The following is a 13,408-nucleotide window of genomic DNA, read 5'->3' on the forward strand; positions in this document are numbered from 1 at the left end:
ATGCCTGCCCCGCAGTTTGTTCACTTGCGTGTTCACAGTGATTTCTCCATGGTTGATGGCTTGGCAAAGACCAAGCCCATTGTGGCCCGTGCCGCTGAGCTGGAAATGCCTGCATTGGCGATAACCGATCAAATGAACTTGTGCGGCTTGGTGCGCTTTTACGATGGTGCCCATGGTGCAGGAATAAAGCCCATTGTTGGCGCGGATTTTTGGCTGAGATCGGAGCAATTTCCCGACGAGCCTAGCCGGATCCTGATCTTAGCAAAGAATAACGAAGGCTATAAAAACCTCACGCTATTAATATCTGACGCCTATTTACGTGGCCATGTTTTTCATCGCCCGGTGATTGATAAAGCTTGGCTGGCCAAGCACAAAGAAGGCCTGATCATTATCTCAGGTGGCAAAGACGGCGACTTAGGTAAGGCCATATTAAAAGGCAAACCACAGCTTATTGCTGAAACCTTGGCGTTTTACCAAGAACATTTCCAAGACCACTTTTACATTGAGTTGCAGCGCACCTCACGGCCGCAAGAAGAAGAATACTTGCATGCAGCAGTGGAACTGGCGGCGCAGCATGACTTGCCCGTGGTGGCCACCAACGAAGTGGTATTTTTGCATCAACAAGACTTTGATGCCCACGAAATACGGGTGGCGATCCATGACGGCTACACCCTAGAAGACAAAAATCGACCTAAGCGCTTTTCCAGCGAACAATATTTAAAAACGCCGGAGCAAATGCAGGAATTATTCAGTGATATTCCTGAAGCGTTAGCCAACTCCGTGGAAATTGCCAAGCGCTGTAATGTCACGGTGCAGCTGGGCACCTACTTCTTGCCCGATTACCCCACCGGCGATTTGGCCATTGAAGACTTTTTGGTTAAGGTTTCACGGGACGGCTTAGAAGAGCGTTTACAGTTTTTATTCCCTGACGAACAAGTGCGTAAAGAAAAGCGCGGCGAATATGACGAGCGACTGCAAATTGAGCTCGACGTAATTAACCAAATGGGGTTCCCCGGCTACTTCTTGATCGTAATGGAGTTCATTCAGTGGAGTAAAGATAACGGCATTCCCGTTGGCCCTGGGCGAGGCTCTGGTGCTGGTTCCTTAGTGGCTTATGCACTAAAAATCACCGATCTAGATCCCCTTGAATTCGACTTACTATTCGAACGATTCCTCAACCCTGAGCGGGTGTCCATGCCTGACTTCGACGTCGACTTTTGTATGGACCGCCGTGACGAGGTGATTGATCACGTTGCCAAGCTTTATGGCCGCGATGCGGTATCGCAGATCATCACCTTTGGTACCATGGCCGCTAAAGCCGTTATTCGTGACGTCGGCCGAGTGCTGGGTCACCCGTATGGCTTTGTTGATAGAATTTCCAAGCTAGTACCTGGCGACCCCGGTATGACACTGGAAAAAGCCTTTGATGTTGAGCCGCGTTTACCCGAAGCCTATGACGGCGATGAAGAGGTGCGCGAGCTGATTGATAAGTGTCGCATCTTGGAAGGCTGTACTCGAAACGCTGGTAAACACGCCGGTGGTGTGGTTATCTCGCCAACCACCATCACTGATTTTGCGGCGCTATACTGCGATGAAGAAGGTAAGTTTCCGGTTACTCAGTTTGATAAAAACGACGTCGAAACCGCAGGCCTAGTTAAATTTGACTTCTTAGGTCTAAGAACCCTCACCATTTTGCAGTGGGCGTTGGATATGGCCAACGAAAGGCTCCAGCGTGAACAACGTGAGCCCGTTGATATTAATGCCATTCCGTTAGATGATCCGGCCAGTTTTAGGCTGCTATTGGATGCCAAAACCACCGCAGTATTCCAGCTGGAATCGCGAGGCATGAAAGATTTGATAAGGCGGCTTAGGCCCGACTGTTTCGAAGACATGATCGCACTGGTGGCGTTATTCCGCCCAGGTCCATTGCAATCGGGCATGGTAGATAACTTTATCGACCGTAAGCACGGCAACGAAGAAGTCTCTTACCCTGACGCGCAATACCAGCACGACAGCCTCCAGCCTATTTTGGAGCCAACCTACGGTATCATCCTTTACCAAGAGCAGGTAATGCAGATTGCCCAGGTGTTGGCGGGCTATAGCCTAGGTGGCGCTGACTTGCTACGTCGTGCCATGGGTAAGAAAAAGCCCGAAGAGATGGCGAAGCAGCGGGAAACCTTTGCCGAGGGGGCTAAAAACAATGGCATAGACGCCGAGTTGGCGATGAAAATCTTCGACTTGGTAGAAAAATTTGCCGGTTATGGTTTTAACAAGTCACACTCCGCGGCGTATGCCTTAGTGTCGTATCAAACGCTGTGGATGAAAACCCACTATCCGGCTGAGTTTATGGCGGCGGTGATGTCTGCGGACATGGATAACACCGATAAAATAGTAACGCTGGTGGACGAATGCGAAAACATGAAGTTAACGCTGCTGCCACCGGATGTGAATGCCGGGGTATACAAATTTACCGTTAACCGCAGTGGCGAAATAGTTTATGGCATTGGCGCCATTAAAGGCGTTGGTGAGGGCCCCGTAGAAGCGATTATTGAAGCGCGAGAGCAAGGTGGCACCTTTAAGGATTTATTTGATTTTTGTGCTCGGGTTGATTTAAAGCGCCTGAATAAGCGCGTGATTGAAAAGCTCATTTACGCCGGTGCCATGGATAAATTGGGGCCAGAAAAAAACCAACCAGGTCGTGCTACTTTACTTGCCAGCTTACCCGATGCCATGAAGTCGGCAGAGCAACACCACAAGGCCGAGGCCATAGGTCAAAGCGATTTATTTGGCCTATTGGCTGTGGAGCCGGATGAGGTAGAGCAGGCCTTTGTCAAAGCCACGCCACTAAGCGATAAAGAATGGTTAAACGGCGAAAGAGAAACCTTAGGCCTTTATCTTACTGGCCATCCTATTAACCAATATCGTAAAGAGCTGAAGCACTACACCTCAGGTAAGCTAGTTGACTTGCAACCGGGTAATCGTGATACCTTAGCTACAGCAGCGGGTTTAGTCATTAATGCGCGCACCTTAATTAATAAAAAAGGAGCACGCTGGGGGCTCATCACGCTTGACGATAAGAGTGCTCGTATTGATGTGCGCTTATTTCCTGAACAGTTCGAAATGTACCAAGAAATGCTGCAAATTAACCAAATCTTGGTAATATCAGGACAGGTCAGCTTTGATAACTTCTCTGGTGGCATTACAATGACCGCAAGAGAAGTCTGCAGCATTGCCGATGCCCGAGAAAAGCGCATTAGTGCAATTAAGATGACGCTAAATATGGCTCAAATTGACGCTAACTTCTTTGAAAATTTCAAAAAAGTACTTGAACCATATAAATTTGGCACGTGTCCAATAAAAATACAATATCAGCGTCCTGATGCCTTAGCAGAGTTAACATTAGGAACACAATGGTGTGTGACGCCCAGCGACGAGCTATTAACGCGGTTGTCGTTGTTGGCGGCGCAGGAATTAGAACTAGAATTTAACTAAACAGGTAGTTTAGAGCATGAGCCTCAATTATCTTGAATTTGAACTTCCAATCGCAGAATTGGAAGCAAAGATCAAAGAATTACAAAATGTTAGCCGTTCTGGTGACTTAGATCTAAGCCTGGAAGAAGAGATCAGTCGGTTAAAAGAAAAAAACATCGAGCAAACCAAGAAGATCTTCGATGACTTAGGTGCTTGGCAAGTATCTCAGTTAGCTCGTCATCCACTTCGTCCATACACTCGTGATTACATCGAGCGCATTTTTACCGAGTTTGACGAATTTGCTGGTGACCGTACTTTTGCCAATGATCCGGCCATTTTAGGTGGTGTTGCGCGACTAGACGATAAACCGGTAATGGTGATCGGTCAGCAAAAAGGCCGCGATACCGCAGAAAAAATTAAACGTAATTTTGGTATGCCCAAGCCTGAGGGCTACCGCAAGGCACTACGCCTAATGGAAATGGCCGAACGCTTTAAAATGCCAATCATCACCTTTATCGACACCCCTGGAGCGTATCCTGGTGTGGGCGCCGAAGAGCGCGGTCAAAGTGAAGCCATTGCTAGAAATTTAAAAGTGATGGCGGCATTAAAAGTGCCAACCATTTGTACTGTGATTGGTGAAGGTGGCTCGGGTGGTGCTTTGGCCATTGGTGTGGGCGACCGTGTTAACATGCTGCAATACAGCACTTACTCGGTTATCTCCCCAGAGGGTTGTGCGTCAATCCTTTGGAAAAGCGCCGACAAAGCCGCCATTGCAGCAGAGGCCATGGGGGTTTCTGCCGAACGGGTAAAAGAGCTGGATTTAATCAATAGCATTATTGAAGAGCCACTTGGTGGCGCTCATCGCAACTACGATGCCATGGCTAAAAGTCTTAAAGGCCAACTAAAACGCGATCTGGCCGATTTAGAAGCACTTGGTACCGATGAGATGCTTGAGCAACGCTACCAGCGCCTGATGTCGTTTGGTTATTGCTAAAAGCGCTAAAACACGATAAAAAGCCGCATTATTGCGGCTTTTTTCTTTTTAAGAATACACCATGACTGACAGTAACTTATATCACCAAGTGGGGGGAGCTTTGCAAACCCTCAGTAGCAACAGTGCCGGCTTGTCTGTGGCGCTCTCTGGCGGAGTGGATTCTGTGGTGTTACTGCATCTGTGTCAGCGCTATGCCAAGCGTCAAAAAGTACCGCTAGAGGCTATTTACATCGACCATGGGCTGTCGCGTAACGCCCAAGCTTGGGGCGATTTTTGTCAGCGCTTATGTCGACAGCTAGCGATACCATTTCAACGCGCTAGCGTTAGCATAGAGAAAAAGCCCCGTACCAGTATTGAAGCACAAGCCCGAGAAGCACGTTATAAAGCACTGGATGCCACGGCCGAGCCCGGCTTTGCTATTGTGCTGGGGCAACACGGCGACGACCAATTGGAAACCTTTTTGCTGCGCTTAAAGCGCGGCTCGGGTTTGCTTGGGCTTGGTGCCATGAAAGCGCAGGTTCAGCTTAACAGTGGCCGCAGTTGCATTCGGCCAATGCTTGGGGTTAGCCGAGCCGAAATCGAAGCCTATGCCGAGCAGCAGCAATTAGAACACATTAATGACGAATCTAATCAGGACGATAGCTTTGATCGCAACTTTTTACGCCAGCGTATTATCCCCTTATTAAAGGCACGCTTTACGGGCTTTTTAGGCGCTAGCTTACGCAGCATAGAGCTGTTACAGCGCCAACAAGCGATCATTGATGAAATCAGTCAGCAAGATTTAGCGAGCTGCGGCCATGACCAGACGCTGTGTATTAATGCTTTACAGGCTTTAACGCCCGCGAGAAGAGATAATGTGCTGCGCTTGTGGCTGGCGGGGTTTGCGGTTGCCATGCCCAGCCAAAAGCAGTTAGACGATTTGGTGGCCCAGGCTTTTTCGCCGCGCCAAGACAGTCAGCTTAAGATACAGCTAGGCAGTGGTTGCATTCGTCGTTTTCGGGACCGCCTTTATTATGTCACGAGCTCGCCTCAACCTGAAGACATCACCGAGGTAAACGTGGCCGAGTTAACTGCACATAGCCAACCGCTTGCCATTATGCCAGGAAAAGGCTGCCGAGCGCCTTATGATCATGAACAAGTGAGCGTGCGATTTGGCCGTTTGCAAGACAAAATTAAGCCGTGCACTAAGCCTGGCTCCAACACCATTAAGCACTGGCTGAAAGATGCCGGTGTGCCGAGTTGGCAGCGAGCCCACGTTGCAGTGGTTTATTATGATGCAGAGCCGGTTGCGGTGGTGGGGCACTTTGTTGCCGCTGAGTTTGCTCAAGTTGATGGGATTATTTGGAAGTATAGTAATGACTGAGTATCAAAAAATTGGTGAGCAGCTAGCGCAGAAGGCGCCTTTTGCCCTGCTGTTTACGGTTATTTTATTTAGTATTTTATTTGCCGTGGATAAGGCAATTTGGTTGAACCTGGCTTATGCACTTGGCGCTGGGGTACTTAGCATCGTTTTGTTATTGCGCTACTGGCATGGCAAAGGAGGGCATTACTTTATACTCGGATTGCTCGCGCCTTTAATAGCGGTGATGTTTGCCGACATTCCTGACTTTTTGGCAATGGCTTGGGTGGTTAACGGCTTTTTTGCTGGTGCCGCAGCCACTTTGTGGGGCTATCATTTGTTAATGCATAACACCCAGCGTTAGGGGACGCTGGGTGTTAGCTGCGTATTAAACGGCTCGAGCGCAGTTTCTGCCTGCTGCTTTGGCGCGGTATAAGCCGCTGTCGGCACGAGCAAAAATATTGTCGGCGCAATCGTGGCTCGACGCTAAGGTAAAGCCGATACTGGTGGTGACGTTGTATTTGGCAAGCATGCTTGAGCCTCTAACTTCGGCCATGATCCGCTCGGCAATGACTTTATTAGTAGTAAATGCTGGGTCGTCAATCAGCACGGCAAACTCATCACCACCAAAACGGAATACCGAATCTGTGGTACGCGTTGATGATTGCAAAATGCGCGCAAACTCTTGTAATACATCATCGCCGGCTTTGTGGCCGTATACGTCATTTACCTGCTTAAAATTATCTAAATCCAACAGCATTAAACTAAAGTTGCGGTGTTGACGGCGGCAACGTTCAATTTTTTGCTCTAGGTTTTCACTAAACTGACTGCGGTTATACAGCCCTGTTAGCGAGTCTTTGGTAGCAAGCTGCAGCACACGGTTATACATCAAGGCATTACGCATTGGATAAATTAAACAAGCGTGCAATTTCATTAGCTTGGCTTTAATGGCCTCGCTAAAAGGGAATTCACTAAAATAAACCAGCTGACCTAAGTGCTCTTTTTCTAGCTCCAAATCGAAGCTGGTAGCGGGGTACTGACTATCGCACTGCTGCATTTGGAACACACCTAAGCTACAATGAAACTGGATGCCAGACACTTTTGAGATCCGTGCTACGTGCTCGGCGTAAATCGTCAACAATTCGTCGATATCGAGCGTGGTTTGTAACTTATTCACTAAGCGAGTGTAATGTTCATCGCCTTGTGGATTATACTGCTCGGCATTGAACGGCAAATAATCGCCTCTGGTCGGCAGTCTTTGTGTCAAAATATGGACATTTTCCATATTCTCTCCCCCTAAATACAACAATTCACAGTTATTAAGCGAATTCTGTGCCAAAAATTTAAACTGGCGTAAAAACAAACGCTTGCTATATTTAAATGAAAGAAAAACAAAACCATTGCCGTATCCCGTCAAATTTTTACGCTCAGGAGGCCGATTGCAAAGTATATTCGCGCAAGTTTTTGCCTTGCTGCTGTGTGCAGTGGTATTGGTGTGGTCCTTTAAGCGCGTAGGCTTGCCGCCGATTTTGGCGTATCTGCTCACCGGAGTATTAGCAGGCAGTCATGGCATTGGTTGGATGAGTGACAGCCATGAAATTCACTTTATGGCGGAGCTCGGGATCGTCTTTTTGCTGTTCAGTTTGGGGCTCGAATTCTCGGTGGCCAAGTTAATGGCCATGCGCAATGTGGTGTTCGGATTGGGCAGTTTACAGGTCATCATTACCACCGTGATTGGCATGCTATTGTTGCATTTTATGCATTACGGTTGGGTGGGATCTTTTGTTATTGCCAGCCTTATTGCTTTGTCTTCTACTGCGGTGGTGGTGAAGCTGTTAAAAGAGTCCGGCTCGCTGAAAACGCGTCACGGCCAACTTGCCATTGGTATGTTGTTATTTCAAGACATTGCCGTGGTGCCTTTGCTGATTGCCTTTCCACTTATTTCTTCAGCCAGTAACCATGAGCTGGCCATGGCGCTGCTTTTTGCTTTTGCTAAAGGGGCCTTAGTTTGCTTTTTACTGTGGGCCATTGGTAAGTGGTTACTCCCTAAAATTTTCAATGAAATTGCCTTAGTGAGAACCGATGAGCTGTTTGTTCTGTCGACCTTAGTGGTGGCGTTATGTGCCGGAGCCTTAACTTATTCGTTTGGTTTGTCGATGGCGCTAGGGGCTTTTTTAGCTGGGATGATGCTAGGAGAAAGCCAGTATCGGCATCAGTTGGAAGCCGAGATCCGACCGTTTCGAGACATTCTAATGGGGCTGTTTTTTGTTACCGTGGGCATGCAGCTGAATATTCCCTATGTCTTGAGTCAGTTTTTCTATGTCATTATTGCCTTAATCGCGGTGCTGGTTATCAAAGTGTTAGTGATTGTGGCGATCGCTCAGCTAATGGGAGAGCGCAAACGCGATGCTTGGGGCGCCGGGATTATGATTTGGCAAATGGGGGAGTTTGGTTTTGTGCTGGTGGCACTGGCGAGCAAACATCAACTGTTAAATGCTAACACGGTGTCTTTTTTGATTGCGCTGGGTGTGTTGTCGATGGCACTGACTCCGTATTTGATTGGCAAAACAGCGAAAATATTAAACCTGTTGGGCATTGAAAAAGGCGTGCCAGAAGAGCCAAAAAGTTATAACGTGGATGACCTGCAAGATCATGTGGTTATTTTTGGTTACGCCCGGGTGGGGCAAACCATTGCCCGTTTTTTACGCGCGGAAGCCATCCCTTACATTGCCATTGAGCGTGACCCACAAATTGTGCAAGACGCGCAAATTGCTGGCGATCCTGTGTTATTTGGTCATGCCGCGCAAAAAACCTTACTGCGCTCTGCCCATATTAATCAGGCTCGTTTAGTGATCATTACCTTTGATGACTTTGAGCAAACTCAAGTCGCGGTAGATGCCATTCGGCGTCACAGTGAAGAGATTAAAATACTGGTGCGCATGAAAGACGACAGCCACATGGAGCAGTTAAAATCCATGGGAGTGGCAGAGGTGGTGCCTGAGTCACTGGAGGCCAGTTTGATGTTGGTGTCTCATGTGTTGTATATGTCGGGCGTGCCGATGCGCAGAATCTTCCGTCGTGTAAGTAAAGAGCGAGAAAATCGCTACCCCTATCTGCATGGCTTTTTTGCCGGTAACAGTGGCGACATAAGTGACAATAAAGGCGAGCGGCTAGAATACTTACATGCCATTGCGCTACCTGAGAACGCCTTTGCTGTAGAAAAAACCATTGCCGAGCTGGAATTAAATACCAAGCGCGTAGATATCACGGCGCTGAGACGAAATGGCGAAGAGATAGCGCAACCAGATGAGCAAACCACCTTGCGTGCCAACGATGTGCTTCTGCTGAAAGGCAAGCCCAGACGAGTAGAGCGCGCCGAGCAGTTTTTACTCGACGGTTTGCCTTAACATTTGGGGTTAGGCTGGTAATGGAGTATTTGGGTATTAACTCATTACACGCTAGTCCAGCTCTAGAAAAGCGCGCATCTCATCTAAGCGTTTTAAGCCATCTTCAACTCCCAATTCAATGAGTTTTTGCGTATAGGTGCGTTCAAACAACAAGTAACTGGTTAAACTGGAGGGGGAGTGCTTTTTCACCCCCAAGGTACGCAGTAGCAACTTAATGGCCAGCGGCATGTCTTCGTAATAATGGTCGGCCACTTCGTTAAAATTAACCGTGGGGTTAATGGTTAAATGGTCAATGCGTCTAAGCTCTTTGTGTTTTTCTCGAGCCGGAAGCAAGCTAACCGTGCGATTAACACGCTCTAAACGCTCAATATCGGAGTGCAGCGTATCGCTAAAAACGCTATCGAGTAGGTGACCTGCTACCACCGACATACCCGGAAAGTGCGGCTCATACCCTAAAGGCTGGGCAAGCCGCGGTTGCTCTACACCAATAACAAATATTTTATCGGCCCCTAAATGAATGGCGGGGCTTAATGGCGAGAGTTGGTGAATTGAGCCGTCACCGTAATAATGGTGCTTGACTCGCACACTGGGAAACACCATTGGAATGGCTGAGCTGGCCATCAGTAAGTCTAAGGAAATAGGGCTAGCCACCCCTTCGCGCTTAGAGCGCTGCCAAGGCTTAGCGTCATTGGCTTGATAAAAAGACACTGACTTACCAGTGGAGTAACTAGACACTGTTACCGAAATGGCATCAAGGTAGTTTTGGTGAAGGTTGTTATCGATACGTTTTAGGTCTAATACTTCAGCAAGTAGCTTGCGTAACGGCGAATTGTTGAGCAGACTCGCAGGTGGTTGATTTAAATATTGCGCCTGAAAACTGCGCAACATATTTGCTAAAATATGGCCGTATACTCCGCTAAAAGAGCTTTTGTAGACCATTTCAGTACTAAAGTTTTTCCAGATGTATTCAACTTTACGCACCGCTAAGTGCAAACACGAGGCGTAACAGGCAATACCTGCTGAGTTCAAGGCGCCTGCAGAGGTACCACAAATGATTTCAAACGGCAGCGGCGAAGTACGCGGCATGCTCTGCGCCAATGCTTTTAACACACCGACCTGATAGGCGGCCCTGGCACCACCACCGGTAAGCAATACGGCAATTTTTTTATCGGTTTTTTTAGGACTTCTCAACGGCCATACCCTGTTGCTGTGAGTGAGATGATTTTATCTTTTTATATTATCAGCATAGCGCACTCTCGGTGGTCGCTCTAGCTAGCAGTGCAGTATTATTGATTACTATCTAAAATAGGTTATTTTTATAAAACACCAACAAACAAATGACGTAATAGGGTGGTTACTTTGTGCACTTTATTATCTAGCGGTAGCAATGAACTAAATGCCGCTTGCGTTATCTACTATTTTTAATAAGATCATAGTGTTGTTTAATTTTCATGGTCGTGCGCATCACAACGCATATTTTATGAGGTTCAACGCGCATTAAGTTATCAGTCAAGTTTTTGGTGTTAGCTTATACCAAAGCACAAAATTATTGACGAATAGGGAGTACCCATGTCAGAGAATCATCCCGAGGGCAACAAAAGACCTTCTAACAGCCAACTAATGTTTGCCGCCATCATTGTGTTGGCATTGATTATTGTTGCTGTCTTTGTGATCGCTAATAGCGATAGCCAACCCAAGGAAAATGAAAAAGTAAAACAGGACATTGTGGTACCTGAGCAAACTCAAGCACCTGCAGTTAATACCGCACAGCAAGAGGCCACGGCGCCAGAGCCACAACCCGAGCCGGTAGAACCGGTGGCGGTAGAAACCCGCGAGCCCGTAATGCCCGAACCAGTTGATATGGTGGTAGAGCCTGAAGCGCCAACCTTACCGCCATTGTCACAAAGCGACAGCGAAATTAAATCGGCGGTGGCTGAGTACCTATCTAATCAAGCAGTTGAGCTGTTAGCCAATGATGACGTTATTCGCCGTACCGTGGTGTTTGTCGATAATCTTGCACAGGGCAAAATCGCCGATAAACACTCACCGGTAGTAAAACCAGAAGAAAACTTCACGGCTATTGAAGACGACATTATTATCACTCACCCCAATAGCTATGAGCGTTATACGCCTTACGTTGCCATGCTAGATACCATGAGCACCGCGCAAATTGTGAGATTGTATGAGCAGTATAAACCGCTATTTGAACAAGCCTATGAAGAGATTGGCTACGAAGGCAGCGCTTTCAACGGCACCTTAACAGAAGCCATCGACGAGCTTTTAGCAACTCCTATTCCTGAAAGCCCAATCCCGCTAGTAAAAGACTCTGTTACCTATAAATATGCTTATGCAGAGTGGGAGCGGCTATCGGCAGCACAAAAGCAGTTTTTACGCATGGGCCCAGAAAACATGAAGAAAATGAAAACCCGGCTAGAAGAAATTAAGCGTGAGCTAAACAACTAAGCAAGCGCACAGAATCCCACAAAAGCGTGGCTAACTGTTTAAACATCACCCACTTAGTCACGCTTTTTGAGTTTTCCCTTGCATCCCCCCCTAAACTTCGAGATAATTCATCCCGCGCCAAACAAGGCCCTCAATGGTAGTCTTATTGGTCCTCTCGCAACGATAGCAGGTGAATCTGGTCAGGCCCGGAAGGGAGCAGCCACAGCTTGTGACTCGTGTGCCGAGATGTGGCTGGTAAGACTGCCACCCAATTCTTTTTAATTCCCCATACTTCAAAAAGCACTGCTCACAACAGCATCATCTAATTACTAAAACTCGACGCCTACACGATTTAAATAGAGTAAAGTTGCCAATTCTTTGGGGTAGTTGATTGTTCTAAGTGAAGGTTACCTAGCATTTAAAGCTTGTCTATCGGACTGGTCGTATAAGCAAACTTGTCGCCAATAACATGGGTGTAGATTTCGGTTGTTCTTATATCTGTATGGCCGAGCAGTTCTTGCACTGTTCGTATATCAGCGCCACCACGCAGAAGCTCTGTAGCAAAAGAGTGCCTAAAAGTATGTGCTTTTACTCGTTTGTTGATATTAGATTGGAGTACAGCGGCTCGTAACTGTTTTCGGAATGATGTTTCATGTAAATGATGTCTGCAAACATAGCCGTCGACAGGGTGCACACACCTTGTCGAGGAAGGGAAAAAATATTGCCACGCAAAGTCTTTGATTGCATTTCCATATTTACGTACTAGTGCAGGCGGCAGTGATGTGAACCCATAGCCTGCAGTTAAGTCTTTTAAGTGCATAGACTTTACTACTGCAACTTGGGCTTCTAAATCAGCGGTGCATGATTTTGGTAGAAGCGTGTACCTGTCTTTTCTGCCTTTGCCCCTAAAAACAAATAGGGTGTTGTTACAGAAGTCTATGTCTTTCACTCGCAACTTTAATGCTTCATTGATCCGCAAGCCGCTCCCATATAAAAGCGAAGCGATTAACTTGTGCACGCCATTTAGGTTATCAATTACTAATCGTGCTTCAGCTGCGCTTAGTACAGTTGGTAGCGTGACGTCACGCTTGCTAAACGCATAATTTAGTCCTTTGATATCTTTTTTTATAACGTAGCGGTACAAAAAGACGATGGCACATAAAGCTTGATTTTGTGTTGCCGCACTCACCGCTCGGTTGACAGCAAGGTGATTAAGAAAGCGCTCAATCTCTTTATTACCCAATTCAATTGGGTGCCTTTTATCGTTGAATAAAATCAACCCTTTGATCCAGTATAAATACGTTTTCTCCGTTCTAAGGCTGTAATGCCGAGTTCTGAGCTCAGTTCGTACAAGCTCTAAAAATGGTGAGGCTGACATAATCTGGTTCTCGCTTATAGCTGTATATATATACAGTTATAAGCGAAGTTGAGGAAATTGCCAGCCGTATCTCTCGCTTTTAGCATTTTTTATCGTCTCGAATATCTAAACTCAATTATTAAGTATATGAAAAATATAAACTTAGCTATGTTGCATAACGAGACTTTAGGGTCACGAATATCTCTGGTCTCGCTTTCTCCAACAGACTGTTGCTTGAGCGCCAATATATTTAGTGGTAAGTTGCTGTTATAAGTATAAATAAAAGAGCTTGGCGGCATGAAATGAACCATTTTATCAATCGAGATATTTCTGCGTTCACGCCAATACACTGTTGAACTAAGCCGCTACGCGGAGATCCCGCACTGCACCATATGAGC

Annotated in this window: 9 protein-coding genes and 1 other RNA gene; 7 read left to right on the plus strand and 3 right to left on the minus strand. The window is 46.9% G+C overall.

The window, feature by feature from the left end:
* From dnaE to ACNKW2_RS07730, 4 genes are all read left to right on the plus strand, one after another.
* Positions 1-3,492: a DNA polymerase III subunit alpha gene (gene dnaE, locus ACNKW2_RS07715; RefSeq protein WP_419148036.1), complete on the plus strand. Its 3,492-nt coding sequence runs from the start codon at positions 1-3 to the stop codon at positions 3,490-3,492.
* 16 nt (positions 3,493-3,508) lie between these two features.
* A complete protein-coding gene (accA, locus tag ACNKW2_RS07720; protein WP_336566764.1) occupies positions 3,509-4,465 on the plus strand; it encodes an acetyl-CoA carboxylase carboxyl transferase subunit alpha in 957 nt (318 codons plus the stop codon).
* 61 nt (positions 4,466-4,526) lie between these two features.
* A complete protein-coding gene (gene tilS, locus ACNKW2_RS07725; RefSeq protein ID WP_419148037.1) occupies positions 4,527-5,828 on the plus strand; it encodes a tRNA lysidine(34) synthetase TilS in 1,302 nt (433 codons plus the stop codon).
* Positions 5,821-6,168 (plus strand): hypothetical protein, encoded by a 348-nt coding sequence (locus ACNKW2_RS07730; RefSeq protein WP_419148038.1) that lies wholly within the window; start codon positions 5,821-5,823, stop codon positions 6,166-6,168. Before tilS ends, ACNKW2_RS07730 begins: the two co-directional genes overlap by 8 nt.
* Before the next feature lie 24 nt (positions 6,169-6,192).
* Here the strand turns inward: ACNKW2_RS07730 and ACNKW2_RS07735 are convergent, their stop codons facing one another.
* A complete protein-coding gene (locus ACNKW2_RS07735; RefSeq protein WP_419148039.1) occupies positions 6,193-7,089 on the minus strand; it encodes a GGDEF domain-containing protein in 897 nt (298 codons plus the stop codon).
* 154 nt (positions 7,090-7,243) lie between these two features.
* On the opposite strand from ACNKW2_RS07735, the gene ACNKW2_RS07740 reads away from it, so the two are divergent.
* On the plus strand, positions 7,244-9,211 hold the full coding sequence (locus tag ACNKW2_RS07740; RefSeq protein WP_419148040.1) for a monovalent cation:proton antiporter family protein: 1,968 nt from the start codon (positions 7,244-7,246) through the stop codon (positions 9,209-9,211).
* A gap of 51 nt (positions 9,212-9,262) precedes the next feature.
* Here the strand turns inward: ACNKW2_RS07740 and ACNKW2_RS07745 are convergent, their stop codons facing one another.
* Positions 9,263-10,402, minus strand: a complete 1,140-nt coding sequence (locus ACNKW2_RS07745; RefSeq protein ID WP_419148041.1) for a patatin-like phospholipase family protein — start codon at positions 10,400-10,402, stop codon at positions 9,263-9,265.
* A gap of 378 nt (positions 10,403-10,780) precedes the next feature.
* On the opposite strand from ACNKW2_RS07745, the gene ACNKW2_RS07750 reads away from it, so the two are divergent.
* Entirely contained in the window at positions 10,781-11,674 is an 894-nt protein-coding gene (locus ACNKW2_RS07750; protein WP_419148042.1) for a DUF3014 domain-containing protein, read from the plus strand.
* A gap of 143 nt (positions 11,675-11,817) precedes the next feature.
* Positions 11,818-11,914, plus strand: an RNA gene (ffs, locus tag ACNKW2_RS07755) — signal recognition particle sRNA small type.
* 157 nt (positions 11,915-12,071) lie between these two features.
* On the opposite strand, the gene ACNKW2_RS07760 is transcribed toward ffs, so the two are convergent.
* On the minus strand, positions 12,072-13,031 hold the full coding sequence (locus ACNKW2_RS07760; protein ID WP_419148043.1) for an integron integrase: 960 nt from the start codon (positions 13,029-13,031) through the stop codon (positions 12,072-12,074).
* Between the last annotated feature and the right edge of the window lie 377 nt (positions 13,032-13,408).

The sequence above is a fragment of the Pseudoalteromonas 'SMAR' genome (genome assembly GCF_048515945.1).
Taxonomy (GTDB): Bacteria; Pseudomonadota; Gammaproteobacteria; order Enterobacterales; family Alteromonadaceae; genus Pseudoalteromonas.

Excerpts from the sequence above, each read along its gene's own strand:
- dnaE (WP_419148036.1), top strand. The coding sequence starts at position 1 with ATGCCTGCCCCGCAGTTTGTTCACTTGCGTGTTCACAGTGATTTCTCC.
- accA (WP_336566764.1), top strand. The coding sequence starts at position 3,509 with ATGAGCCTCAATTATCTTGAATTTGAACTTCCAATCGCAGAATTGGAA.
- tilS (WP_419148037.1), top strand. The coding sequence starts at position 4,527 with ATGACTGACAGTAACTTATATCACCAAGTGGGGGGAGCTTTGCAAACC.
- ACNKW2_RS07730 (WP_419148038.1), top strand. The coding sequence starts at position 5,821 with ATGACTGAGTATCAAAAAATTGGTGAGCAGCTAGCGCAGAAGGCGCCT.
- ACNKW2_RS07735 (WP_419148039.1), bottom strand. The coding sequence starts at position 7,089 with ATGGAAAATGTCCATATTTTGACACAAAGACTGCCGACCAGAGGCGAT.
- ACNKW2_RS07750 (WP_419148042.1), top strand. The coding sequence starts at position 10,781 with ATGTCAGAGAATCATCCCGAGGGCAACAAAAGACCTTCTAACAGCCAA.
- ACNKW2_RS07760 (WP_419148043.1), bottom strand. The coding sequence starts at position 13,031 with ATGTCAGCCTCACCATTTTTAGAGCTTGTACGAACTGAGCTCAGAACT.